The following is a 24,090-nucleotide window of genomic DNA, read 5'->3' as shown; positions in this document are numbered from 1 at the left end:
GCAACAGGATTCGTTTCCTCTCGTTTTTGCTAGCGCCTGCGACTGCGGAAGGAAGCGCGATGACCGGCAGCACTCTCACCGATTGGGAAAAGGCGGAGATCGACAGGGCCAACGCCTCCGGGTTGACTCCGGTGGTTTTCGTGCATGGTCTGTGGCTGCTCTCCAGCAGCTGGCAACGTTGGCGCGAGCTCTTCGAAGGCAACGGCTACACGACCATTGCTCCCGGCTGGCCCGACGATCCGGCCACCGTCGCCGAGGCATTTGAACATCCAGAAGTGTTCGCGCACAAAAAAGTTCAAGACGTTACGGACCACTATCTGGAAGCGATCGGGCAGCTGACGAAGAAGCCCGCCGTCGTCGGGCACTCCTTCGGCGGTCTGATCTCGCAGAAAATCGCCGGCACCGGTGCCTCGGTGGCGACCGTGTCGATCGACAACGCGCCATTCAGAGGGATTCTGCCGCTGCCGATCTCGGCGTTGAAGTCGTCGTTCCCGGTGCTGGGCAATCCCGCCAATTACGGCAAGGCCGTTGCATTGACGTTCGATCAGTTCAAGTACGGCTGGGCCAACAATCTCGCGGACGCCGAGGCCAAGGAGCTGCACCAGACCTATCACGTGCCCGCGCCGGGTCTGCCGCTGTTTCAGGCGGCGATTGCGAACTTCAACCCGGTCAGCCAGACCCGGGTGGACTCCAAGAACCCCGACCGCGGGCCGCTGCTGATCATCGCGGGGGAAAACGACCACACCGTGCCGCTGGCGGTCACCGAGGCCACCTTCAAGCTGCAGTCCAAGCACAACCCGGGCGTTACCGAGATCGAGCGGATTCCCGGCCGCGGGCACTCCCTGGTCATCGACAGCGGGTGGAAAGAAGTCGCCGACATCTCCGCGAGGTTCATCCGGCGCTTCGTGAGCTGATCGAGCGGTCGGGTGAGCGCCGCCGCGACGGCGCACTAGTGTTTCACGGATGGCGAGTCCGGAATCGATGGCGCGCTATCACGGTGACCAGGCCGCCGCGCCGGGAATGCTCGACTTCGCGGTCAACGTCCGGCACGCGCGGCCACCACAATGGCTGATCGAGCGGTTGGCCGCGCGGCTGCCGGACCTGGCGCGCTATCCCGGCGTCGAGGACCTGCACCGCGCTCAAGACGCGGTCGCGCGGCGGCACGGCCGGGCGCGCGAGGAGGTGCTGCCGCTGGCCGGGGGCGCCGAAGGGTTCGCGCTGCTGCCCTGCCTGCGCCCGGCGCGGGCGGCGCTGCTGGCGCCGTCGTTCACCGAGCCGGCCATCGCGTTGGCCGCAGCAGGGGTGCCGGTGCACCACGTCGTCGTCGACCCGCCGTTCGCCCTCGATCGCGTGGACGTGCCCGAGGACGCCGACCTCGTCGTGGTGGGCAATCCGACCAACCCCACCTCGGTGCTGCACCGCCGCGAGCAGCTGCTTGCACTGCGCCGGCCCGGACGGATCCTGGTGGTCGACGAGGCGTTCGCGGATTCGGTTCCCGGCGAACCGGAGTCGCTCGCCGCCGACTCGCCGGCCGACGTGCTGGTGCTGCGCAGTCTGACCAAGACCTGGGCGCTGGCCGGGCTGCGGGTGGGCTATGCCCTGGGAGCACCAGAGGTGTTGGCGCGGTTGACCGCTCACCGTGCGCACTGGCCGGTGGGCACGCTGCAACTCGAGGCCATCGCCGCCTGCAGCGGGGCCGCCGCGGTTGCCGACGCGCAAGCCGGCGCGGTGCGGTTGGCGCAGGTGCGCGCCGAGATGGTGGCCGGCCTGACTTCGATAGGCGCCGAGGTGGTCGACGGCGCCGCCCCGTTCGTGCTGTTCCGCCTTCGGCATGCCGACGAAATACGAAACAGGCTGCACGACAAGGGTATTGCCGTGCGCCGGGGTGACACGTTCGTCGGCCTGGACGGCAGTTACCTGCGGGCCGCGGTGCGGCCGGAGTGGCCGCTGCTGGCCCAGGCGATCTCGGAAACCATGCCCGTCGGCGGGAGGCAGGGGTGAGCGCACGGCTATCCGACGTGATCGAGGTCCTGGACCAGGCCTACCCGCCGCGGCTTGCCCAATCATGGGATTCGGTGGGCCTGGTGTGCGGCGACCCCGACGACCTGCTGGATTCGGTCACGATTGCCGTCGACGCCACACCGGCGGTGGTCGACGAGGTCCCCGAGGCCGGCCTGCTGCTGGCTCACCACCCGCTGCTGCTGCGCGGCGTCGACACCGTCGCGGCCAGCACGCCGAAGGGCGCGCTGGTGCATCGGCTGATCCGAAGTGGGCGTTCGCTGTTCACCGCGCACACCAACGCCGACTCGGCGTCGCCCGGTGTCTCCGATGCGTTGGCGGATGCTCTCGGCCTCACTGTCGAAGCAGTGCTCGAACCGCTGTCGGAGCCGGCCGATCTCGACAAGTGGGTGATCTATGTGCCGCGAGCGAACGCAGAAGCGGTGCAGGCGGCCGTGTTCGAGGCCGGTGCCGGCCACATCGGCGACTACTCGCACTGCAGTTGGAGCGTCAGCGGTATCGGCCAGTTCCTGCCGCACGACGGTGCCACACCCGCGGTCGGTAGCGTCGGCACCGTCGAACGGGTGGACGAAGACCGGTTCGAGGTCGTCGCACCCGCGCGGGCCCGGCCGGCGGTGCTGGCGGCGATGCGCGCCGCCCACCCGTACGAAGAGCCGGCCTTCGACATCTTCGCCCTGGTGCCCCCGCCCGGCGACGCCGGATTGGGCCGCATCGGCACGCTGGCGCGACCCGAATCGTTGCGCGCCTTCGTCTCCCGCGTCGGCGCCGCGCTGCCCCAGACGTCCTGGGGGGTCCGGGCGGCCGGCGACCCCGACAAGGTCGTCTCCCGGGTCGCGGTGTGCGGCGGTGCCGGCGACTCGCTGCTGAGCATCGCGGCCCGCGCCGACGTACAGGCCTATGTGACCGCCGACCTGCGCCACCACCCGGCCGACGAGCATTGCCGGGCCTCGGACGTGGCGCTGATCGACGTCGCGCACTGGGCCAGCGAATTCCCCTGGTGCACGCAAGCTGCCGAGGTGCTGCGATCCCGGTTCGGTGCGGACCTGCCGGTGCACGTGTCCACCACCCGCACCGACCCTTGGAATATGGGGCATCTCGGCCACGAATCATGTGGAGATCAATCATGAAAGCCGAAGTAGCACAACAGCGTTCGCTGTTGGAGTTGTCCGAGCTGGATGCGGAGCTGTCTCGGATCGCGCATCGGGCCACCCGTCTGCCGCAGCGGGAGGCCATCGAGCGGATGCGAGCCGAGCACGACGCCGCCAACGACCGGCTGGGTGCGGCGCGAATCGCGTTGGAGGATTTGGACACTCAGGTGTCGCGGTACGAGTCGGAGATCGCGGCGGTGCGCCAGCGCGAAGATCGTGACCGGTCGTTGCTCGCCTCGGGGGCCACCGACGCCAAGCAACTGACGGATCTACAGCACGAACTGGAAACCCTGACCCGCCGGCAAAGCAGCCTGGAAGATTCGCTGCTGGAAGTCATGGAGCGCCGCGAGGAGCTGCAGGCCCAGATGACCGCCGAGCAGGATGCGATGGAGGCGCTGCAGTCCGAGCTGGCCGACGCACAGCAGGGCCTCGATGCCGCCCTGGCCGAAATCGACGAGACCCGGCAGGCGCACGCGACGCAACGAGACCGGCTCGCCGCGGCCCTGGACCCCGATCTGTCCGCACTCTACGAGCGACGGCGCACCGGGGGAGGGCCCGGCGCCGGGCCGCTGCTGGGACATCGGTGCGGCGCGTGCCGGATCGAGATCGACCGGGGAGAGCTGGCCCGCATCTCGGCGGCGGCCGACGACGACGTGGTGTGCTGCCCCGAATGCGGTGCGATCCTGTTGCGTGTCAAGGGGCCCGGGCAGTGAAGGTCGTCATCGAAGCCGACGGCGGATCCCGCGGCAACCCCGGACCGGCCGGCTACGGCGCGGTGGTGCACACCGAGGACCGCGCGACCGTGCTGGCCGAAAACAAGCAGGCCATCGGCCGGGCCACCAACAACGTCGCCGAATACCGGGGTCTGATAGCCGGTTTGGAGGACGCAGTGAAGCTCGGTGCCAGCGAGGCCGACGTGTTCATGGATTCCAAGCTGGTGGTGGAGCAGATGTCGGGGCGGTGGAAAGTCAAGCACCCCGACCTAATCGAGCTGCACGCCCGGGCCCGAGAATTGGCGGCGCGCTTCGACCGCATCACCTACACGTGGATACCGCGCGAACGCAACAAGCATGCCGATCGGCTGGCCAACGAGGCGATGGACGCCGCGGCCGAAGTCGACGCCTCGACGGTCGCCGAGCCTGCGAAGGACCCCGTCAAATCTGTTGCGCCGCAACCCTCGTCGCCGCCCGGGTGGACCGGTGCGCGCGGCGCCCCGACCAGGCTGCTGTTGCTGCGCCACGGGCAGACCGCGTTGTCGGTGCAGCGCCGCTATTCCGGGCGGGGCAACCCGGAACTGACCGACTTGGGGCGTCGGCAGGCCCAGGCGGCGGCGCGGTACTTGGCCGAGCGTGGCGGCATCGCCGCGGTGATCTCCTCGCCGTTGCAACGCGCCTACGACACCGCGGCCGTGGCGGCCAAGGCGCTGGGCCTGGACGTGACCGTCGACGACGACCTGATCGAGACCGACTTCGGCGGTTGGGAGGGGCTGACGTTCGCCGAGGCCGCCGAACGCGATCCCGAACTTCACACCCGCTGGCTGCGCGACACCAGCACGGAACCGCCGGGTGGGGAGAGTTTCGATGCCGCACTCGAGCGGGTGTGCCAGGCGCGGGAACGAATCATCGCTGCCCATCAAGGCGAAACGGTGTTGGTCGTTTCGCACGTCACGCCGATCAAGATGTTGTTGCGCCTCGCGCTGGATGCCGGGCCCGGCATCCTGTACAGATTGCACCTTGACCTGGCATCCTTGAGCATCGCGGAGTTCTATTCGGATGGGGCATCTTCGGTGCGACTCGTGAATCAGACCGGCTATCTCTAGCCGCTAGGAGCAGCACATGCCGCCGGATCAACGACCCGAGGCATCGCCGGGCGCCGTTCCCGCAGAGATTCGGGCGCAGGTGATGCCGGCGGTGCTCGACGAGTTGGCCCGCTGGGGCGTCGAACGGTTCAGCGTCGAGGCCCTGGCCGAGCGCCATCGCATCGATGCCGAGACGATTTACCGCCACTGGGGCAACCGTCAGCGGCTGATCGTCGATGCGGCGCTGGCCGATCTCGAGACCTGGGGCGAGGTACCGAACACCGGGTCGTTGCGCGGGGACCTGGAAGCGTTGGCCATCAACGTCGCCAAGCGCATCAACGACGAGGTGGGCCGCGCGTTCTTGCGGGCGCTGGTGATGGGGCCTCGTGGACGCCACGACGAAGAGACCCGAATGATGTTCTGGCGGGCCCGTTTCGCGATAGTGCGCCAGATCGTCGACCGGGCCAAAGACCGCGGTGAACTGCGCGATGGAATCACCACCGTGGCTGCCACTCAGATTCTCTTGGCGCCGATCAATATTCGCGCGCTGTATTCGGATGCTCCGATCGACGACGAATACTGCATGGACATTGCCGACATGGCCTACCACGCGATTGCCCGCAAATAGCCGCTGCGGTCCTGCTTCTGCCGTACGCCGAACGTGCTCTGGTGGCGGGATTTCGGCGATTTTCTCGCTCCGAGAGCACGTTCGGCGATACGGGACCTCAGCGCGACAACGTGATTGCCTGCTCCGGGCAGTTCTTCTCCCCGGTCGCGGCCTGCTCTTCGAGCTCGCCGGACACATCCGCGACGAGCACCACACAGTGGCCGACGTCGTCGGCGTCGAAGACCTCGGGCGCCAGGCTGTAGCAGCGCCCGTGGCCGGTGCACAGGTCGGCGTCGACCGCCACGCGAGTCATGAGACTGCGAAGATCAGCGGCAGTGATTCCACCGATCGCAGCGCCGCCGTATAGGCCAGTTGGGTGCCGGGTTTGATCTCGTAATCCGGTATGCGCCGGTGGAATTCGCGCAACGCCACCCGCAGCTCCATCCGGGCCAGATGCGACCCCAGGCAACGGTGCGGGCCGCCACCGAACGCGCGGTGCCGGTTGGGGTTGCGGGTGAAATCCACCACTTCGGGGTCGGGGAACTCGGCGGGGTCGGTGTTGGCCGCGCCGAGCAACGGGCTGACCCGCTCACCCTTGCTGATCGGGCATCCGCCCACCTCGACGTCTTGCATCGCGACCCGGGCGACACCGGGAACCGGTGTCTCCCAACGCAACAACTCTTCGACCGCGTGCGGCAGCACATCGGGCTGCTCGACGAGTTGATGACGGTGCCCGGGGTGACGCGCCAGATAGACGAAGAAGCAGTCCAGCGAGTCGGTGACGGTGTCCAGGCCGGCGATCAGGAACAGGAAGCAGATGTCGAGCAGCTCCTCGCGCGACAGCGGCCGGCCCTCGGCGTTCAGGTTGGCCGCGATCATCGCGGACAGCACGTCGTCGCGCGGGTTGGCGATGTGGTCGTCGATGGCGCGCTCGAAGTAGTCGTAGATCTGTTGTGCTACGGGGGCCGAACTTTCGTGTCGGCGGTTGAACCCGGAGTCGCCTTCGGGGCGGATCACGCCGTCTTTCCACTCCAGGAATTTGTCGAGGTCTGCCAGTGGCAGGCCGAGCAATTGCAGGAAGACGGTGCACGGCAGCGGAACCGCGAATTCGGCGTGGAAGTCGCATTCGCCCCGCCCGGCGAAGCGATCGATCATCTCGTTCACCAGCTCGGTGACGCGCGGTTCGCGTCGGGCCATCTCCCGCGGGGTGAACAGCGGGTCGAGGACGCGTCGATACTTCGCATGCTCGGGAGGATCGATTTGCAGCGGAATCAGCGGCCGAATGTTGCCGAGGTTGACCGCATCCATGTTCGACGAGAACAGCTCAGTGTGCTTGAGCGCCATCTCGATGTCGGCGAGACGGCTGAGCACCACCGCCTGGTCCGACCGGAACACGGGGCTCGACTCCCGCAACGTCTTGTACATGGGCTGCGGCTCCGCGATCCCCATCATCGTCTGATCGACGAACCCTTGGGCTTCTGTCATGCGGTCAGCGTCGCACCAACTTCTTATTTAAGCAATGATGCGAAAAATTGGGCAATAGCCGCGCGAGCGAGTGCTTGGGGCGCTGGCCAGGAGGTTGACCAGCGAGTACCGTGTTCGTGCGGACGAGTTGGCCGGGCGGCCGCGGCTCGCGCTCATAGAGCGACGAGTCGAGGAAAGTCCGGACTTCACAGAGCAGGGTGATTGCCAACAGCAATCCGAGGCGACTCGCGGGAAAGTGCCACAGAAAGCAAACCGCCACCCTCGCGGTGGTAAGGGTGAAACGGTGCGGTAAGAGCGCACCAGCATCCCGGGTGACCGGGGTGGCTCGGCAAACCCCACCCGAAGCAAGGTCAAGAAGGCCGCACCGAAAGGTGCGGCCGCGCAGGCGATTGAGGGTTGCTCGCCCGAGCCTGCGGGTAGGCCGCTCGAGGCACCCGGCAACGGTGTGTCCAGATGGATGGTCGCCGCCGCACCGCCGTTGCTTACGCCGCGGCGGTGGGGAACAGAATCCGGCTTACAGGCCAACTCGCCCGCCCTCAGCGCGAAACTGTAACTGGCAACCCATCGCCCGAGAGGCGGCGTCGCCAGTCACAGTCTCGCGACGCGCTGTAGGTCAGCGCGCCTTTTTCACCGACTTGTCGAGCTTGCGCAGCGCCTCGTCGAGCTGCTGACGGCAGCTCTCGGCCAGGTCGGCCTCCTGCTGGTAGAGCAGACCGTAGGTGAAGGTGTCTTCGCCCGCGGCGTACGCGGCGTCGGCCTGCTGAATCAGATGCTCGCGGCTGACGACGCTGTCCTGGTGATCGCCGAGCAGTGACTGGATGGCCTTGGCCTGCTTGGAGACGTCCTCCGCGCCGGTGGCCGCCGCGGTGTAGCGAAGTCGCTTGGCGCGCTTACGAATTACGTGCAGCGCCTCGTCGCGATCGTGTTCTTCGTCGTCGTGATCCTCGGCGTCGGCGGACGGCTCGGCGTGCTCCTCCTGGGCGGCCTGGGCGGCCTGGGCGGCCTCGTCGGCTTGGGCGGCGGCCTTGGCGGCCTTGCGTACCTTCTTGTAGGCGGCGTCGATGGTGACCGGCGGCGGCTGCTCACCGGTTGCGGTGGCCGGGCTTTCGGCCACGATCGAATCGAGCGCGTCGAGCAGCCGGAAGTAGCGCTGCGAGCGCATCGCGATCAACGACCGCCGCAACCCGGACTGGTAGCGGCGTTTGGCGCCCTCGATCAGGCGTTCGCGCACCGGTCCACGCACCAGCTCCGGCGACAGCCGGTCCAGCTCTTGCTCGTAGCGCTGCGCGAGCACCTCGGCATCGCGCGCCACGCCCAAGATGCCGGCGAGCTCGCGCAGTTCGTCGAGCACCCAGGCGTGGGTGTCGTCGGACAGTCCCGCTTGGGCGTCCTTGAGCAGGCTGCGGATTTTGCGGGTGGTGACCCGCATCTGGTGCACGGAATCGTAGACGTCGGCGCGCACCGCGCGGTCCCACACCATCAGCTCGTCGATCTGCTCGGCGATCGCCCGCTGGACCGGATCTTCGGGTGGCTCGGCGCCGTTGGTCGGCGCCGTCGTCCCGAGCACCCGCGCCAGCTTGGAGGCGTGGTTCGCGGGTTCGCCGCCCGCGTCCAGCAGCCGGTTGCTCAACCGGCTCAGCAGTTCGGTGTCGGACGCCCCCCGGGACTCGTCGAGCTCGAGTTCCCATTCGCGCCACTCCTGCACGACGGGTTCCGAGTCGGGGTGGTCGGTCGCATTCGCCGCCCACGCGCGGACGTGGTCGTTGCTGAACTCGGCGAAGGGCGCGCCCTCGATGCTGTACAGCACCTGGCTCTCGCGTTGGGTCGTGATCCGGGCGACGGGTTTGAGCGGCCGGTCACGAACGATCCCCAGCACCACGTCCAGCAATTCGCTGGGGACGTTGTCGTCGTCCGCGGAGCCCAGGGGCGTGCGAATCTCGGTGCGGGCGTCGGGCCCGGCCGGCAGCTTGAGATGCCAGCCGGCGTCGTGGCCGCCGGTGCGGCGTCGCAGCGTGATCTTGTTGCGGGCGAGGTCCTGCGTCGGCGTGTCGAAGTATGTCGCGTCCAACGATTGCGTCGGCAATTTCTCCACCCGGGCCACCGCCGCGATGCCTTCGAACGACGGTGTGACCGTGGAATCGAGGACGTCGAACTTGCGCTCCACCTCCAGGTGGCGCGAGGGCTCAGGCATTTCTTTTCGGCTCCGTAGGGGGCGCGCCGACGCGGCATGGCATGGTCATCGACGCTCGTAACTGGTTACCCATAGCGTGCCACACCACACACCCACCGCCGGCAGCGATCGTTGCTGCGGCGTGTCCGCCACCGCTGGCCTGGGAGAACGAATTTCGCCGGATCGGCTACGGGGGTGGGGGAGGCGGCGGAGTGTCCTCCGGCATCGGCGCGTAATCCGCCGGCGGCGGCACGTAGCGCTGAATGGCGTCGGCGACGTTGGCGCAACCGCTGACCGACACACGTCGCCCGGCGCCGACACAGACGGTGGCCTCGGCTTGCCCGGCAGAGTTCATCGCGATCACGATTCCGGGAATTGAGGTGATCGCCAGCACTGCCAGCAGTGCCCCGATCCAGCGACGCCGATTCATTTCGCAAGCATATCGACCTCCGCGGCCGTCACGGCGGGATTTTGCTTGTTTGCCACATGAATGGATTTGGTCCGCTTATGGTTTGCCTGCGGGTAAGTATCGGATAGCTGATGGAGGAGCTACCAATGGTGTTTTTCGCTCTCGCTACTTCGCGCGCGGTCGCTGCCGGCGCCATTGGCGGCGCAATGCTTTTCGTGGCCGTCGGCGCGGCTCAGGCGGACCCCGAGCCGGCGCCACCGAACTGCACGGCGGCCGATCTCGCGCAGGTTTCGTCGGGTGTCGCCGCCGCGACGTCCGTGTATCTGTTCAGCCATCCGGACGTCAACGCCTACTTCACCAGCTTAAAAGGCCAGCCGCGCAACGAGATTGGCGATCAAATCAAGCAGTACATGGACGCCAACCCGCAGGCGCACGCCGATCTCGAGGCAATTCGGCAGCCGCTGACCGATTTCAAGGCCCGCTGCGGAATGCAGTAGCTCAGAAGCAGTGTTCGTCGGCGGGGAAAACTCCGCCGGCCACTTCTTCCGCGTATTGGGTAGCGGCCCGGCGCAATTCGTCGCCGACGTTGGCGAATCGCTTGACGAATCGCGCCGACTTGCCGCTGCTCATCCCGGCCATGTCCTGCCAGACCAAAACCTGCGCGTCGCAGTTGGGCCCGGCGCCGATCCCGACGGTCGGGATGGTCAGCTTGCCGGTGATCTGGGTGGCCAGTTCGGCGGGCACCATTTCCATGACGACGGAGAACGCGCCGGATTCTGCGACGGCGATCGCATCGTGCACGGTCTGCTCCGCGGCGTCGCCGCGGCCCTGAACCTTGAATCCGCCGAGGCTGTTCACGCTCTGCGGGGTGAAGCCGATGTGGGCCATCACCGGGATGCCGGCCGCGGTCAGGCAGGCGATCTGCTCGGCGACCCGCTCGCCGCCCTCGAGCTTGACGGCGTGCGCGCCGCCTTCCTTCATGAACCGGGTGGCGGCGGCCAGCGCGGCGGTGGGCCCGGCCTCGTAGCTGCCGAACGGCAGGTCCGCGACGACCAGCGCGTGCGGCGCCCCCCGGACCACGCCGCGAACCAGCGGGATCAGCTCGTCGATGGAGACCGGCACCGTGGTGTCGTAGCCGTACACGACGTTGGCCGCCGAGTCGCCGACCAGCAACACCGGGATGCCGGCGTCGTCGAACACGCGGGCGGTCGAATAGTCGTAGGCCGTGAGCATGGCCCACTTGTGGCCTTCGGCCTTCATCTTCTGAAGGTGATGGGTGCGGATTTTGGTTCGGGGCGCGTTGGACGCGTTTGCACCGTAAACGTTCTGCTCAGACATCATTGTCCCTAAATGGTGGTCGGGTCGATCCTCGTGGCCGCATGTGGTCCCCGGGTTCGTCTGACTTGCGCCATTCTGCCATCTCTGCTGCGCAGTTGGAACGTCGCGCCAGTGTGAGACGCGCCATGGTGCGCGACGGTCGGCGTGTGCTGCTTGAGCTCGTGTCGCCTCGGTCCGCTTCATCGCGTGTGCGCTGACGGCTTTGGGTGTGCGCCGATGGCGGCGACACGCCGGGGTGGCGCCGCCGCAGCCGCACACTCAACGCCGCGCCCGCACACTCAACGCCGCGCCCGCACACTCAACGCGGTGGGCAGCGGCTCCGACTGGGCGGTGGCGCTCACGAAAGTCTCAGGTTGTCTCTGGCAGCATGTGTTGGCATGAGTCTGACTCGCCGCGACAGGTTCGCGCGCATGCTTGTGGTCTCGACAGCGATCGCTGCCGTGGCGATCGTGCTGGGGGGCTGCGTGCGCGTCGTCGCCGGACACCCGCTGCTGGCGGGGCCCAAGTTGGGGCAGCCGGTGGAATGGACGCCGTGCCGGGTCGCCAGTGGCTCGGTGAAGCTTCCCGGCGGCGCCATGTGCGGCAAGCTGGCCGTGCCCGTCGACTACGACCACCCCGGCGGTGACGTCGCGACGCTGGCGATGATTCGTTTCCCCGCGACGGGTGACAAGCTCGGCTCGCTGGTGATCAACCCGGGTGGGCCCGGCGAATCCGGCATCGAAGCCGCGCTCGGCGTTGTGCAGACCCTGCCCAAGCGGGTCCGCGAGCGGTTCGACCTGGTCGGGTTCGACCCGCGCGGCGTGGGGTCGTCGCGGCCGGCGATCTGGTGTAACTCCGATGCCGACAACGACCGGCTGCGCACCGAGCCGAACGTCGACTACAGCCCGGCCGGCGTCGCGCACATGGAGGGCGAGACCAAACAGTTCATCGGCCGCTGCGTGGACAAGATGGGCAAGGACTTCCTGGCCAACGTCGGGACCGTCAACGTCGCCAAGGATCTGGACGCGATCCGCGCGGCCCTCGGCGACGACAAGCTGACCTACCTGGGCTACTCGTACGGCACCCGGATCGGCGCGGCCTACGCCGAAGCGTTCCCGCACAACGTGCGGGCGATGATCCTCGACGGCGCCGTCGACCCCAACGCCGACCCGATCGAGGCAGACCTGCGCCAGGCCAAGGGATTCCAGGACGCGTTCAACGATTACGCCGCCGACTGCGCCAAGCAGGCCAGCTGCCCGCTGGGCACCGACCCGGCCAAGGCCGTCGACGTCTACCACAGCCTGATCGATCCTATGGTCGACCCGAACAACCAATTGGTGGGCAGGCCGGTCCCGACGAAGGACCCGCGCGGGCTGAGCTACAGCGACGCCGTCGTGGGCACGATCATGGCGCTGTATTCGCCGACGCTGTGGCACCACCTCACCGACGGCCTGCGGGAACTGACCGACAACCACGGAGACACGCTGCTGGCCCTGGCCGACATGTACATGCGCCGTGACCAGAAGGGGCACTACTCCAACGCCACCGACGCGCGGGTCGCGATCAACTGTGTCGACCAGCCGCCAGTTACGGACCGCGCCAAGGTAATTGACGAAGATCGCCGCTCCCGCGAGATCGCCCCGTTCATGAGCTACGGCAAGTTCACCGGCGACGCGCCGCTGGGCACCTGCGCGTTCTGGCCGGTGCCGCCCACCAGCAAGCCGCATTCCGTCTCGGCGCCCGGTTTGGCCCCGACCGTCGTGGTGTCGACGACGCACGATCCCGCGACGCCGTACAAGGCCGGCGTCGATCTGGCCAACCAGCTGCGCGGCTCGCTGCTCACCTTCGACGGCACACAGCACACCGTCGTCTTCCAGGGCGACAGCTGCGTCGACGACTACGTGACGGCGTATCTGATCGGCGGCACCACGCCGCCGAACGGCGCCGAGTGTTAGTGGCCGCCGATCGCTGATCGGCCCGGCGACGAGACCAAGGCGTGACCGATTCGCGCCGTCACAGGTACCCGAGGCTGCGACGATTGACAGCCATGTCGCGCCTGAGATCGCTGAGCTCGGCGCTGCTGTCGTTAGGCCTGTTGGTTGCCGTGCAACCGGCACTGCCCACCGCCGGAGCAACTCCGGAACCCGGTGCCGGTCAGACCCCGAAGCCGGCGCCGCCGGCCATGGCGACGCCGCCGAGCTGGGGCAGCTGCAGCCAAATGGTCACCGACAGCAGCGACCTCCCCACCGCCCAGTGCACCACCGTGTCGGTCCCGGTTGACTACAACAATCCCACTGGGGCCCAAGCGAAGTTGGCGGTCATTCGGGTGCCGGCCACCGGCCAGCGGATCGGGTCGCTGTTGATCAATCCGGGCGGGCCCGGCGGCTCGGCCGTCGACATGGTGGCCGGGATGGCACCGGATCTGCAGAACACCGACATCACCCGCCACTTCGATCTGGTCGGGTTCGACCCACGCGGGGTGGGCCACTCCACGCCGTCGCTGCGCTGCCGCACCGACGCCGAGTTCGACGCCTATCGGACCGAACCGATGGTCGATTACAGCCCGGCGGGGGTGGCGCACATCGAGCAGATCTACCGGCAGCTGGCGTCCGAATGCGTGAGCCGGATGGGCAAAGACTTCTTGGCCAACGTCGGCACCGCGTCGGTCGCGCGCGACATGGACATGGTGCGTCAGGCACTCGGTGAGCAACAGATCAACTACCTCGGCTTCAGCTACGGCACCGAGTTGGGCACCACTTACCTGGAGCATTTCGCCGACCACGTGCGCACGATGGTGCTCGACGGCGCGATCGACCCGACCGTCGACCCGATTCAGGAAAACATCAGTCAGACCGCGGGATTCCAAACGGCTTTCAACGACTACGCCACGGACTGCGCGCGCTCGCCGGCCTGCCCGCTGGGCACCGACCCCGCCCAGTTCGTCAACCGCTACCACGCGCTGATCGACCCGCTCGTCGCGAAGCCGGGCCGCACCTCGGACCCGCGCGGCCTGAGCTACGCCGACGCGACCACCGGCACGATCAATGCCCTCTACACCCCGCAGCATTGGAAGTACCTGACGAGTGGTCTGCTCGGGTTGCAGCGCGGCACCGATGCGGGCGACCTGCTGCTGCTCGCCGACGACTACCAGGGCCGCGACAAGCAGGGGCATTACGACAACGACCAGGATGCGTTCAACGCCGTCCGGTGTGTCGACGCCCCGGCGCCGACGGATCCGGCGACCTGGATATCCGCCGATCGACAGATCCGCCAGGCCGCGCCGTTCCTGAGCTACGGGCAGTTCACCGGCAACGCGCCCCGCGATCTGTGCGCGCTGTGGCCGGTGCCGGCGACGTCGGCGCCGCACACCGCGCCGGCGATGCCGGCCGGCAAGGTCGTCGTCGTCTCCACCACGCACGACCCGGCAACCCCGTATCAGGCGGGCGTGAGCCTGGCCCGGCAGCTAGGTGCCCCGTTGGTCACCTACGACGGCACCCAGCACACCGCGGTGTTCGGCGGGAACCAATGCGTGGACGGCACGATCATGCGCTATTTCATGACGGGCACACCGCCGCCGGCGTTGCGCTGCCGGCCCTGAGCCGACCTGGGCGTCAGCGCGCCTGAGCGTCCTGAAGCCCCCGGTTGATCTGCTCTTCGACGAAGGGGCCGTGGCCGGGGGAAGGCGCTTGGCAGGCGCAGTGGAGCTGGTTGAACGCGGGGTCCGCGACGGCCGGCGCCGCCAGCCCCAGTGCGGCGCCGACGACGGCGGCACCTGCCACGAGTTTGCCGATCATTCGTAAGCCTCTCTAGATCGGGGCGTACCTGCCCCGATTAGCCAAGGTGACAGGCGCTGACGCGGCGGACAAGCGACACACCGTGGCGCCGGCCGGATTCATACGAATTCGCTGCCAGGTAAATCACCTGTTGAGCGCGTCCTGCAGGCCCTGATTGATCCGGTCCTCCGTCGTCTGACCGGGGACCGGCGGCGGGGCCTGGCAGGTGCAGCTGAGGTCGTTGAACACCGGGTCGGCCAGCACGGGTGCGGCTTGGCTCACGGCTTGTCCCATGGCGACACCTGCGCCGATAGCTCCGATGGCCAGAAGTTTGGTGAACACGATAAGTACCTCCTGCTAACACAACTCGCTCTATGTAACCATCTTAACAGGTTACGTATTTCGACGAAGCTCCCTCACCGCACGAGTCGGTTACGGCTTTCGCGGCTGACGCGGTGAGCTCGTGCAACCCGGGTGTTGCTCCTAGCGCCCGACGGTACGGATTCGTAGCTGAGCCGGCGCTGAGGAATCATCGGAATTCGGCCTGTACCAGCTTCTGTGCCGATGGGCGCGATTGTCGCCGGTAATCCCGGGCTTCTTGGCGGCATTTGCTGTGGCGGCTCGGCGACGTTCCCGGCAGCCGCTCGTCGGCCCCGTGGGCGTGGTTGCGTGATCGGCGCGGGCGACACGCCAGGCGTCTCGGAACCGGCAGCGCTGCGCGGGCGCCAAGGGGAGCCGTTTGTGCTGGTGGCTGTAACAGCGGTGCCCAGCACTAAGCACCCGTGTAACACAGAATTAACAGCAATTGCCTACTGTTCGTCGTATGGATCGACAGAAGGAATTCGTCCTCCGCACGCTGGAGGAACGCGACATTCGCTTCGTCCGGCTGTGGTTCACGGACGTACTCGGTTACCTGAAGTCGGTCGCCATCGCCCCGGCCGAACTCGAGGGCGCTTTCGAAGAAGGCATTGGGTTCGACGGATCTTCGATCGAGGGTTTTTCGCGCGTCTCGGAATCCGACACCGTGGCCAACCCCGACCCGTCGACCTTCCAGGTGCTGCCCTGGGCCTCGCCCAGCGGCCACCACCATTCCGCGCGGATGTTCTGCGACATCACCATGCCGGACGGGTCGCCGTCCTGGGCCGATCCGCGGCACGTGCTGCGCCGCCAGCTGCAGAAGGCCAACGACCTCGGCTTCTCCTGCTACGTGCACCCCGAGATCGAATTCTTCTTGCTGAAGCCCGGCCCCAACGACGGCACGCCGCCGGTCCCCGTCGACGACGCCGGTTACTTCGACCAGGCGATCCACGACTCGGCGTCCAACTTCCGCCGGCACGCCATCGAGGCCCTCGAATTCATGGGCATCTCAGTGGAGTTCAGCCACCACGAGGGCGCACCCGGCCAGCAGGAGATCGACCTGCGTTTCGCCGACGCGCTGTCCATGGCCGACAACGTGATGACGTTCCGTTACGTCATTAAAGAAGTCGCGATCGAAAATGGTGCGCGGGCGTCGTTCATGCCCAAGCCATTCGGCGAACACCCCGGCTCGGCGATGCACACCCACATGAGCCTGTTCGAGGGCGACGTCAACGCCTTCCACAGCCCGGACGATCCGCTGCAGCTTTCCGATGTGGGCAAGTCGTTCATCGCCGGGATCCTCGAGCACGCCTCGGAGATCAGCGCGGTCACCAACCAATGGGTCAACTCGTACAAGCGCCTGGTGCACGGCGGCGAGGCGCCGACCGCGGCGTCGTGGGGCGCGGCCAACCGGTCCGCGCTGGTGCGGGTGCCGATGTACACCCCGCACAAGACGTCGTCGCGGCGCATCGAAGTTCGCAGCCCCGACTCGGCGTGCAACCCGTATCTGGCGTTCGCCGTGCTGCTGGCCGCCGGACTGCGCGGGGTGGAGAAGGGCTACGTGCTGGGGCCGCAGGCCGAGGACAACGTCTGGGATCTCACTCCCGAAGAGCGCCGCACGATGGGCTACCGCGAGCTGCCCACCAGCCTCGACAGTGCGCTGCACGCCATGGAGGCCTCCGAACTCGTCGCGGAAACGTTGGGGGAGCACGTCTTTGACTTCTTCCTGCGCAACAAGCGCACGGAGTGGGCGAACTACCGGAGCCATGTCACGCCCTATGAGCTGAGCACCTACCTGTCGCTGTAGCTCACAGCGGCTGCCGGCTGATCTGAGAGATCGGCAGCTTGCGCTACCGTTTTGGTCGTGACCAAACCCACCACCGAGCGTCCCCGGCTGCCCAGCGTCGGCCGACTCGGCTTGGTCGATCCGCGCGCGGGTGACCGCCTGGCGCAACTGGGCTGGACGGCCCAGGACGACAAGGCGCACGTCGACCTGCTGTGGGCGTTGTCGCGGGCACCCGACCCTGACGCCGCGCTGCGGACGTTGGTGCGGCTCGCGGAGAACCCGGACACCGGTTGGCATGAACTGAACGCCGCGCTGCTCCGCGAACGCCCGCTGCGTGGCCGACTGTTCTCGGTGCTGGGTTCGTCGTTGGCCCTGGGCGACCATCTGGTCGCCAATCCGCGGTCGTGGAAGCTGCTGCGGGGCACGGCGAAACTGCCGACTCGCGACGAGCTGCACGACGCGTTCATCGGGTGCGTCGAAGACGCGCTGGCCGTGCCGAATTCGGTGGTGCCCCGGCTGTCCGCCCTGTACCGCGACCACCTGCTGGTGCTGGCGGCGCTGGACCTGGCCGCGACGGTCGAGGACGAACCGGTGCTGCCGTTCACCGTGGTGGGCGCCCAGCTGTCGGACACCGCCGACGCCGTGCTGGCGGCCTCGCTGCGGGCCGCGGAGGCGACCGTGTGCGGCGACCGGACGCCGCCCCGGCTGGCGGTCATCGCGATGGGCAAATGTGGTGCCCGCGAATTGAACTACGTCAGCGACGTCGACATCATCTTCGTCGCCGAGCAGGCCGACTCGCTGTCCACCCGGGTGGCCACCGAGATGATGCGGGTGGCGTCGACGGCATGCTTCCAGGTCGATGCCGGGCTGCGGCCGGAAGGCCGCAGCGGCGAGCTGGTCCGCACGGTCGAATCCCACGTCGCCTACTACAAGCGCTGGGCGAAAACCTGGGAGTTCCAGGCGCTGCTGAAGGCCCGCGCCGCCGTCGGAGATGGGGAACTCGGCAAGCGCTATCTCGACGAGCTGATGCCGATGGTCTGGATCGCCTGCGAGCGTGAGGACTTCGTGGTCGAAGTGCAGGCGATGCGCCGGCGGGTGGAGCAGCTGGTGCCGTCGGAGGTGCGCGCTCGCGAGCTCAAGCTGGGCAGCGGCGGGCTGCGCGATGTCGAGTTCGCCGTGCAGCTGCTGCAATTGGTGCACGGTCGCAGCGACGAGTCCCTACACGTGGCGTCGACGGTCGATGCGCTGGCCGCGTTGGGCGAGGGCGGTTACGTCGGCCGCGAGGACGCGGCGAACCTGACCGCCTCGTACGAGTTTCTGCGATTGCTCGAGCACCGGCTGCAGTTGCAGCGGCTCAAGCGCACTCATCTGCTGCCGGAGGCCGACGACGAGGAGGCGGTGCGCTGGCTGGCCCGCGCGGCCCACATTCGTCCGGATGGCCGCCACGATGCGGCCGGGGTGCTGCGTGAGGAGCTCAAGCACCAGAACGTGCGGGTATCCCAGCTGCACGCCAAGCTCTTCTATCAGCCGTTGCTGGAATCGATCGGGCCGCGGGGTCTGGAGATCTCGCACGGCATGACGTCGGAGGCCGCCGAGCGCCAGCTGGCCGCGCTGGGCTACGAGGGACCGCAGACCGCGCTGAAACACATGTCCGCGTTGGTCAATCAGAGCGGTCGTCGCGGGCGGGTGCAGTCGGTGCTGCTGCCCAGGCTGCTGAACTGGATGTCGTACACCCCGGATCCCGACGCCGGGCTGCTGGCCTACCGGCGGCTGTCGGAGGCGCTGGCGTCGGAGACGTGGTATCTGTCCACACTGCGCGACAAGCCCGCGGTGGCCAGGCGACTGATGAACGTGCTGGGGACTTCCACCTACGTGCCCGACCTATTGATGCGCGCGCCCAGGGTGATTCAGGACTACGCCGACGGGCCGGGCGGACCCAGATTGCTGGAGACCGAGCCGGCCGCGGTGGCTCGCGCCCTGATCGCCTCGGCGGCCCGGCACCAGGACCCGGTGCGGGCCATCGCCGCCGCCCGCACGCTGCGCCGCCGGGAGCTGGCCCGCATCGGTTCGGCCGACCTGCTCGGCATGCTCGAAGTCCGGGAGGTGTGCGAGGCGCTCACGTCGGTGTGGGTGGCTGTGCTGCAGTCGGCGCTGGACGCGCTGACCCGGGTCAACCTGCCCGAGGACGGCCACGCGCCCGCGACCATGTCGGTGATCGGGATGGGCCGGTTGGGCGGCGCCGAACTCGGCTACGGCTCGGACGCCGACGTGATGTTCGTCTGCGAACCGGCCAGCGGCGTCGAGGATTCCGCGGCGGTCAAATGGGCGACGTCGATCGCCGAGCAGCTGCGCACCCTGCTCGGAACGCCCAGCGTCGACCCGCCCCTGGAAGTCGACGCCAATCTGCGACCCGAGGGCCGCAGCGGCGCGCTGGTCCGCACCCTGGATTCCTACACCGCCTACTACGATCAGTGGGCACAGCCGTGGGAGATCCAGGCGCTGCTGCGGGCGCACGCGGTCGCCGGCGACGAGGATTTGGGCCAGCGCTTCCTGCTGATGGCCGACAAGACGCGCTATCCGCCCGACGGTGTGTCCGCCGAGACTGTGCACGAGATCCGCCGGATCAAGGCCCGCGTCGAGTCGGAACGATTGCCGCGCGGCGCCGACCCCAAGACGCACACCAAGCTGGGCCGCGGGGGACTGGCCGACATCGAGTGGACGGTGCAGCTGCTACAACTGCAGCACGCGCACGAGATCCCGGCGCTGCACAACACCTCGACCCTGGAATCGCTCGACGTGATCGCCGAGACGGGGCTGGTTCCCGCCGACGAGGTGGAGCTGCTGCGCCAGGCCTGGTTGACCGCCACGCGGGCGCGCAACGCGCTGGTGCTGGTGCGGGGCAAGGCGACCGACCAGTTACCCGGGCCCGGACGTCAGCTCAATGCGGTCGCGGTCGCGGCCGGCTGGCACAACGATGATGGAAGTGAGTTCTTGGACAACTATTTGCGAGTGACGCGACGTGCAAAAGCGGTGGTGCGCAAGGTGTTCGGGAGTTGAGCCCGGACGCGGGCGCGTTCGACGCAATGTTCGAGATGCTCAGCACCGCAGAGGCCGATCGGGTGACGGGTCGCTATGCTCCGTTGGCCGATGCGGTCCGCGAACTCATCGATGCCACCATCCGGACCGAGGCCGACGACGACGTCGTCGATAAGGCGTGCACCGAGATTCGGGCCATCACCCAGCAGTTGCGCCGGCGGACCAGGCCGGTCGGAGTGAGTTTTCGCGTCGACGGCCGTCCACTGCCGTTGGGTAACGCGGTGATCGGTGTGTGCAACCCGATCGCCCCGCCGGTCGTCGTGCACCACGACGGCGGGCGCTGCTGGAGCGAATTCGTGCTGGGATGCGCCTACGAGGGCCCGCCCGGCCGGGTGCACGGCGGCGTCAGCGCACTGGTGCTCGACCACATGCTCGGCGAGGCGGCCAGCGAAGGATTGTCCAGGGCCCGCTTTACTGGAACGATCAGCGTGAAGTACCTGCGCGGTACGCCGTTGGGCCCGCTTCGTTGCGACGCGTGGATCGACCGGGTGGAGGGCGTCAAAGCCTTTGCCAGGGGCACGATTTCGGACGCAGAAGGGGTGACCGTGGAGGCCGAGGGCGTCTTCATCGAACCGGCTTGGGCGCGAGACGGCCGATGAAGTTCTACATCAGCAGCGCGTTTCTGAACACCCGGGAGATCATCGAGATCGCCAAGGCCGCAGATGAACTCGGCTACGACGGCATCGGCATCCCCGATCATGTGGTGAACCTGGAGAACCTGGAAACGCCGTACCCGTACACCAAGGACGGCCAGCGGCGCTGGCAGCCGTTCACCGACTGGCTCGACCCGTGGGTGCTGGCCGGCGCGCTGGCTCAGGTCACCACCCGGCTGCGGTTCGTCACCACGGTATACATTCCGGCGATGCGCAATCCGTATTCGGCGGCCAAAGCCATTGGCACCGCGGCGGTTTTGGCGTCGGGACGCATCGAGCTCGGTATCGGAGTCGGCTGGTGCCGCGAGGAATTCGAGTTGATGGGCGAACAATTCGATGCTCGGGGCAAGCGCACCGACGAGATGATTCAGTTGATGCGGGAGCTGTGGTCGCCGGGCTGGAGCGAGTTCGACGGCGAGTTCTACCAGACGCCTCGACTGGAGATGCAGCCGACTCCGCCGCCGATCCCGGTCTACGTCGGTGGGCTCAGCGACGCCGCATTGCGCCGCGCCGCGCGGAACGACGGCTGGATCGGTGATCTGATCAAGACCGACCGTGCCATCGAAGCGGTGGGCAAGATACGCGAGCTGCGCGCTCAAAAGGGTTTGACGATGGACGATTTCACAATTCTGACGCCGTTGACCGACGCCTTCACCACCGCCGACTATCAACGCGTCGCCGACGCCGGTATCACCGGCATCATCACGATGCCGTGGATGTTCTACTCGGGACCCGACGCGTCGCTCGACGACAAGATCGACGGCATGCAGCGCTTCCGCAAGGATCTCGCGCTCGGCAGCTAGACGGCGAGTGCGGCCGCGGCCATACTCGAACGCATGCCCTTCACGGTGGTGTTCAGCAACGGCGAACCGCGCGACTACGGCGCGTTCGACAAATACGAAGTCACCGACGCTGGCGTGCTGGTGATCGACATGCACCGCGAGGACGTCAAGCGGCACTACATCGCTCCGGGCAGTTGGCTGGAGCTCGTCGACATGGCCGACGGCCAGCAGCCCGGGGCATCGCGCGGCATCTTGGGTGTCAGACCTACTCGTTGAGCGTGCCCGGGGAGGGACTACCTGGCGCCAGCGGACACTAAATCCGGGCTAACTGGGGATTACCAGCGGCGGAAGATTTCGCGATGTCGCTGTCCGGTTTCGTTGTGCGGGCTAGGTTTTCGCGCAACACCACGACAGCGGAGGACGGTAGATGAGTCACGTGTCGCGCGGCCGCACGGTCGGGCTGGGGCTGGCGGTCGGCTCCATCGTCGCCGCGGCGATCATGGTGGCGGCAGACCCGATCGCGGGGGCCGACCCGACGAAGGATCCGAACCCCACCCCGGCGCCGGCGTCGACGGCAAAGCAGCCGCCGCCGTCTGCCGGGGCAACGCCGGCACCGGTGCCCGCGGAACCGGCTCCGACTCAGAAGAGCGGCGACATCAGCCAGCAGGCGACCCAGCAGCAGGCGACGACGCAGCCACAACAACCGGCGGGGCAACCGCAACAGCAGCAGGTGACCCAGCAGCAGGCCCCGCCGGCGACTCAGACTCCGAAAGGCGCTCCGCCGCCGGCCGAAGCGGCCGAGGCCTCACCCCAACCGGCGGCGCCGGCGCGGCAGGCCCCCGACGGTTCCGGTCCGTTTCAGGGCCAAGGTCCCGGTCAGGGCAACGGTCCGCTTCAGGGCAACGGTCCGCTTCAAGATGCCCCCGGTGACGGTCCCGGCCCGGGCGTTGGCCCGGGCGGCGGTGGCCGCGGCCCCGGTGGCGGCGGAATCGGCCCGGGCCGCCGAGGAGGACCCGGCCGCTGAAAACGAAACCACCCGCGCGGCGATCCGCACGGGTGGTGTTCGTCTAGCGCGTGGTTACACGTCGTAGTACAGCGCGAACTCGTAGGGGTGCGGCCGGATCTGGACCGGCAGGATCTCGTTCTCGCGCTTGAAGCTGATCCACGTCTCGATCAGGTCGGGCGTGAAAACGCCTCCCTCGGTGAGGTATTCGTGGTCGGCTTCCAGCCGGTCGATCACCGCGGACAGCTGGGTGGGTGCCTGCGGAATGTTGGCGGCCTCTTCCGGCGGCAGCTCGTAGAGGTCCTTGTCGACCGGCGCCTGCGGCTCGATCTTGTTCTTGATGCCGTCCAGGCCGGCCATCAGCATGGCCGAGAACGCCAGGTACGGGTTGCCCGACGAGTCGGGGCAACGGAACTCCAGCCGCTTGGCCTTCGGGTTGCTGCCCGTGATCGGGATACGCACACACGCCGACCGGTTGCGCTGGCTGTAGACCAGGTTGATCGGCGCCTCGAAGCCGGGCACCAGCCGCTTGTAAGAGTTCACCGTCGGATTGGTGAACGCCAGCAGCGACGGCGCGTGGTGCAGCAGGCCGCCGATGTAGTGCCGCGCGGTGTCCGACAGGCCGGCGTAGCCGGTCTCGTCGTACATCAACGGGCTGCCGTCTTTCCACAGCGACTGGTGGGTGTGCATGCCGGAGCCGTTGTCCCCGAACAGCGGCTTGGGCATGAACGTCACCGTCTTGCCGTTCTGCCAGGCCGTGTTCTTGACGATGTACTTGTACAGCATCATGTCGTCGGCCGCGTGCAGCAGCGTGTTGAACTTGTAGTTGATCTCGGCCTGGCCGCCGGTGCCCACCTCGTGGTGGCCCTTCTCCAGGCTGAAGCCGGACGCGATCAGGTTGGTCAGCATCCTGTCGCGAAGGTCGACGTAGTGGTCGACCGGGGCGACCGGGAAGTAGCCGCCCTTGGGCCGGACCTTGTAGCCGCGGTTGGGGCTGCCGTCGTTCTCGGTCGGCTCGCCGGTGTTCCACCAACCCGAAATCGCGTCGACTTCGTAGAACGAGCCGTTGGTGCGTGAGTCGAAGCTGACCGAGTCGAAGATGTAGAACTCGGCCTCGGCGCCGAAGTACGCAGTGTCGGCGACGCCGGTGCTGACCAAATAATTCTCGGCCTTGCGGGCGATGTTTCGCGGGTCGCGCGAGTACGGCTCGAGGGTGAACGGGTCGTGCACGAAGAAGTTCAGGTTCAGCGTCTTGGCCTCGCGGAACAGGTCGATCTGCGCGGTGGCCGGGTCGGGCAGGAGCAACATGTCCGATTCGTGGATCGACTGGAATCCGCGAATAGACGAGCCGTCGAAGGCCAAACCGTCTTCGAAAACGCTCTCGTCGAAAAACGAAATCGGAATCGTGAAGTGCTGCATGATGCCGGGCAGGTCACAGAACCGGACGTCGACAAACTCGACGTTTTCGTCCTTGGCGAGCTTGAAGACGTCGTCGGGCGTCTTTTCCGTCACTGATTGCTCCTTTGCTTGATAATCCGCGGCCTGACGCTATGAAGATGATGTTGCCCGCCCGTCAACCCAATGTTGCGCGGAGGTTACGTGACCACGCGTCCCACAAATCTCAAGGGGTGCAACGGCGGGTTCTATTGTGAGGCCCATGGACCGCAAAAGCGTATCTGGTCGGCCG

General features: G+C 67.5%; 23 protein-coding genes and 1 other RNA gene. 16 read left to right on the top strand and 8 right to left on the bottom strand.

Going from position 1 to position 24,090, the window contains the following annotated elements; translation table 11 throughout:
- Positions 1-59: 59 nt before the first annotated feature.
- From BN973_RS18240 to BN973_RS18215, 6 genes are read left to right on the top strand one after another with little or no spacing between them, the layout of a single operon-like run.
- Positions 60-914: an alpha/beta hydrolase gene (locus BN973_RS18240; RefSeq protein WP_036469919.1), complete on the top strand. Its 855-nt coding sequence runs from the start codon at positions 60-62 to the stop codon at positions 912-914.
- Positions 915-963: 49 nt separating this feature from the next.
- A complete protein-coding gene (cobC, locus tag BN973_RS18235) occupies positions 964-2,001 on the top strand; it encodes an Rv2231c family pyridoxal phosphate-dependent protein CobC (protein ID WP_036469918.1) in 1,038 nt (345 codons plus the stop codon).
- Positions 1,998-3,146 (top strand): Nif3-like dinuclear metal center hexameric protein, encoded by a 1,149-nt coding sequence (locus BN973_RS18230; protein ID WP_036469916.1) that lies wholly within the window; start codon positions 1,998-2,000, stop codon positions 3,144-3,146. Before cobC ends, BN973_RS18230 begins: the two co-directional genes overlap by 4 nt.
- Positions 3,143-3,880, top strand: coding sequence for a zinc ribbon domain-containing protein (locus tag BN973_RS18225; protein WP_036469914.1), 738 nt, complete (start codon positions 3,143-3,145; stop codon positions 3,878-3,880). Before BN973_RS18230 ends, BN973_RS18225 begins: the two co-directional genes overlap by 4 nt.
- A complete protein-coding gene (locus BN973_RS18220; RefSeq protein WP_036469913.1) occupies positions 3,877-4,986 on the top strand; it encodes a bifunctional RNase H/acid phosphatase in 1,110 nt (369 codons plus the stop codon). Before BN973_RS18225 ends, BN973_RS18220 begins: the two co-directional genes overlap by 4 nt.
- A 16-nt stretch (positions 4,987-5,002) precedes the next feature.
- Positions 5,003-5,593 (top strand): TetR-like C-terminal domain-containing protein, encoded by a 591-nt coding sequence (locus BN973_RS18215; protein WP_051641335.1) that lies wholly within the window; start codon positions 5,003-5,005, stop codon positions 5,591-5,593.
- A gap of 97 nt (positions 5,594-5,690) precedes the next feature.
- Here BN973_RS18215 and BN973_RS18210 read toward each other — a convergent pair whose 3' ends face one another.
- Entirely contained in the window at positions 5,691-5,885 is a 195-nt protein-coding gene (locus BN973_RS18210) for a ferredoxin (protein WP_036469911.1), read from the bottom strand.
- A complete protein-coding gene (locus tag BN973_RS18205; protein WP_036469910.1) occupies positions 5,882-7,057 on the bottom strand; it encodes a cytochrome P450 in 1,176 nt (391 codons plus the stop codon). Before BN973_RS18205 ends, BN973_RS18210 begins: the two co-directional genes overlap by 4 nt.
- Positions 7,058-7,180: 123 nt before the next feature.
- Here BN973_RS18205 and rnpB point away from each other — a divergent pair.
- An RNA gene (rnpB, locus tag BN973_RS30135) (RNase P RNA component class A) lies at positions 7,181-7,590 on the top strand.
- Positions 7,591-7,670: 80 nt separating this feature from the next.
- Here rnpB and BN973_RS18200 read toward each other — a convergent pair.
- Complete coding sequence (locus tag BN973_RS18200) at positions 7,671-9,248, bottom strand: CYTH and CHAD domain-containing protein (RefSeq protein ID WP_036469909.1); 1,578 nt, start codon at positions 9,246-9,248, stop codon at positions 7,671-7,673.
- 166 nt (positions 9,249-9,414) lie between these two features.
- Entirely contained in the window at positions 9,415-9,657 is a 243-nt protein-coding gene (locus tag BN973_RS18195; RefSeq protein ID WP_036469907.1) for a hypothetical protein, read from the bottom strand.
- 125 nt (positions 9,658-9,782) lie between these two features.
- On the opposite strand from BN973_RS18195, the gene BN973_RS18190 reads away from it, so the two are divergent.
- Entirely contained in the window at positions 9,783-10,133 is a 351-nt protein-coding gene (locus BN973_RS18190) for a heme-binding protein (protein ID WP_051641334.1), read from the top strand.
- Between the two features lies 1 nt (position 10,134).
- On the opposite strand, the gene panB is transcribed toward BN973_RS18190, so the two are convergent.
- Positions 10,135-10,974 (bottom strand): 3-methyl-2-oxobutanoate hydroxymethyltransferase, encoded by an 840-nt coding sequence (gene panB, locus BN973_RS18185; RefSeq protein WP_036472655.1) that lies wholly within the window; start codon positions 10,972-10,974, stop codon positions 10,135-10,137.
- A gap of 377 nt (positions 10,975-11,351) precedes the next feature.
- Between panB and BN973_RS18180 the strand changes: the two genes are divergently transcribed.
- On the top strand, positions 11,352-12,908 hold the full coding sequence (locus BN973_RS18180) for an alpha/beta hydrolase (RefSeq protein ID WP_036469905.1): 1,557 nt from the start codon (positions 11,352-11,354) through the stop codon (positions 12,906-12,908).
- Positions 12,909-12,991: 83 nt separating this feature from the next.
- The gene (locus tag BN973_RS18175) at positions 12,992-14,551 is read left to right on the top strand and encodes an alpha/beta hydrolase (RefSeq protein WP_139830113.1); all 1,560 of its coding nucleotides are present in this window, start codon (positions 12,992-12,994) and stop codon (positions 14,549-14,551) included.
- A 13-nt stretch (positions 14,552-14,564) separates the two neighbouring features.
- On the opposite strand, the gene BN973_RS18170 is transcribed toward BN973_RS18175, so the two are convergent.
- A complete protein-coding gene (locus BN973_RS18170) occupies positions 14,565-14,747 on the bottom strand; it encodes a hypothetical protein (protein ID WP_036469903.1) in 183 nt (60 codons plus the stop codon).
- Positions 14,748-14,870: 123 nt separating this feature from the next.
- Complete coding sequence (locus BN973_RS18165) at positions 14,871-15,068, bottom strand: hypothetical protein (protein ID WP_036469901.1); 198 nt, start codon at positions 15,066-15,068, stop codon at positions 14,871-14,873.
- Between the two features lie 481 nt (positions 15,069-15,549).
- Between BN973_RS18165 and glnA (BN973_RS18160) the strand changes: the two genes are divergently transcribed.
- The 6 genes from glnA (BN973_RS18160) to BN973_RS18135 all read left to right on the top strand — a co-directional run bounded on the left by glnA (BN973_RS18160) (position 15,550) and on the right by BN973_RS18135 (position 22,424).
- Positions 15,550-16,890, top strand: a complete 1,341-nt coding sequence (glnA, locus tag BN973_RS18160; protein WP_036469899.1) for a type I glutamate--ammonia ligase — start codon at positions 15,550-15,552, stop codon at positions 16,888-16,890.
- 51 nt (positions 16,891-16,941) lie between these two features.
- Entirely contained in the window at positions 16,942-19,926 is a 2,985-nt protein-coding gene (locus BN973_RS18155) for a bifunctional [glutamine synthetase] adenylyltransferase/[glutamine synthetase]-adenylyl-L-tyrosine phosphorylase (RefSeq protein WP_036469898.1), read from the top strand.
- The gene (locus BN973_RS18150; RefSeq protein WP_036469896.1) at positions 19,923-20,564 is read left to right on the top strand and encodes a PaaI family thioesterase; all 642 of its coding nucleotides are present in this window, start codon (positions 19,923-19,925) and stop codon (positions 20,562-20,564) included. The genes BN973_RS18155 and BN973_RS18150 overlap by 4 nt, the downstream gene beginning before the upstream one ends.
- Entirely contained in the window at positions 20,561-21,421 is an 861-nt protein-coding gene (locus BN973_RS18145) for a TIGR03619 family F420-dependent LLM class oxidoreductase (RefSeq protein WP_036469894.1), read from the top strand. Before BN973_RS18150 ends, BN973_RS18145 begins: the two co-directional genes overlap by 4 nt.
- Positions 21,422-21,454: 33 nt before the next feature.
- The gene (locus BN973_RS18140) at positions 21,455-21,676 is read left to right on the top strand and encodes a hypothetical protein (protein ID WP_036469893.1); all 222 of its coding nucleotides are present in this window, start codon (positions 21,455-21,457) and stop codon (positions 21,674-21,676) included.
- A gap of 151 nt (positions 21,677-21,827) precedes the next feature.
- Positions 21,828-22,424, top strand: a complete 597-nt coding sequence (locus tag BN973_RS18135; protein ID WP_036469892.1) for a hypothetical protein — start codon at positions 21,828-21,830, stop codon at positions 22,422-22,424.
- A gap of 54 nt (positions 22,425-22,478) precedes the next feature.
- On the opposite strand, the gene glnA (BN973_RS18130) is transcribed toward BN973_RS18135, so the two are convergent.
- A complete protein-coding gene (gene glnA, locus BN973_RS18130; protein WP_036469891.1) occupies positions 22,479-23,915 on the bottom strand; it encodes a type I glutamate--ammonia ligase in 1,437 nt (478 codons plus the stop codon).
- Positions 23,916-24,090: the final 175 nt, after the last annotated feature.

The organism is Mycobacterium triplex, assembly GCF_000689255.1.
Taxonomy (GTDB): domain Bacteria; phylum Actinomycetota; class Actinomycetes; order Mycobacteriales; family Mycobacteriaceae; genus Mycobacterium; species Mycobacterium triplex.
Note: the sequence above shows the minus strand (reverse complement) of the source record. Positions and strands in the feature narration are given on the sequence as shown.

What these genes read in the sequence shown, in the direction of transcription:
- BN973_RS18240 (WP_036469919.1), top strand. Translation starts at nt 60, where the DNA reads ATGACCGGCAGCACTCTCACCGATTGGGAAAAGGCGGAGATCGACAGG.
- cobC (WP_036469918.1), top strand. Translation starts at nt 964, where the DNA reads ATGGCGAGTCCGGAATCGATGGCGCGCTATCACGGTGACCAGGCCGCC.
- BN973_RS18225 (WP_036469914.1), top strand. Translation starts at nt 3,143, where the DNA reads ATGAAAGCCGAAGTAGCACAACAGCGTTCGCTGTTGGAGTTGTCCGAG.
- BN973_RS18215 (WP_051641335.1), top strand. Translation starts at nt 5,003, where the DNA reads ATGCCGCCGGATCAACGACCCGAGGCATCGCCGGGCGCCGTTCCCGCA.
- BN973_RS18210 (WP_036469911.1), bottom strand. Translation starts at nt 5,885, where the DNA reads ATGACTCGCGTGGCGGTCGACGCCGACCTGTGCACCGGCCACGGGCGC.
- BN973_RS18205 (WP_036469910.1), bottom strand. Translation starts at nt 7,057, where the DNA reads ATGACAGAAGCCCAAGGGTTCGTCGATCAGACGATGATGGGGATCGCG.
- BN973_RS18200 (WP_036469909.1), bottom strand. Translation starts at nt 9,248, where the DNA reads ATGCCTGAGCCCTCGCGCCACCTGGAGGTGGAGCGCAAGTTCGACGTC.
- BN973_RS18195 (WP_036469907.1), bottom strand. Translation starts at nt 9,657, where the DNA reads ATGAATCGGCGTCGCTGGATCGGGGCACTGCTGGCAGTGCTGGCGATC.
- BN973_RS18190 (WP_051641334.1), top strand. Translation starts at nt 9,783, where the DNA reads ATGGTGTTTTTCGCTCTCGCTACTTCGCGCGCGGTCGCTGCCGGCGCC.
- panB (WP_036472655.1), bottom strand. Translation starts at nt 10,974, where the DNA reads ATGTCTGAGCAGAACGTTTACGGTGCAAACGCGTCCAACGCGCCCCGA.
- BN973_RS18180 (WP_036469905.1), top strand. Translation starts at nt 11,352, where the DNA reads ATGAGTCTGACTCGCCGCGACAGGTTCGCGCGCATGCTTGTGGTCTCG.
- BN973_RS18170 (WP_036469903.1), bottom strand. Translation starts at nt 14,747, where the DNA reads ATGATCGGCAAACTCGTGGCAGGTGCCGCCGTCGTCGGCGCCGCACTG.
- glnA (WP_036469899.1), top strand. Translation starts at nt 15,550, where the DNA reads ATGGATCGACAGAAGGAATTCGTCCTCCGCACGCTGGAGGAACGCGAC.
- BN973_RS18145 (WP_036469894.1), top strand. Translation starts at nt 20,561, where the DNA reads ATGAAGTTCTACATCAGCAGCGCGTTTCTGAACACCCGGGAGATCATC.
- BN973_RS18140 (WP_036469893.1), top strand. Translation starts at nt 21,455, where the DNA reads ATGCCCTTCACGGTGGTGTTCAGCAACGGCGAACCGCGCGACTACGGC.
- BN973_RS18135 (WP_036469892.1), top strand. Translation starts at nt 21,828, where the DNA reads ATGAGTCACGTGTCGCGCGGCCGCACGGTCGGGCTGGGGCTGGCGGTC.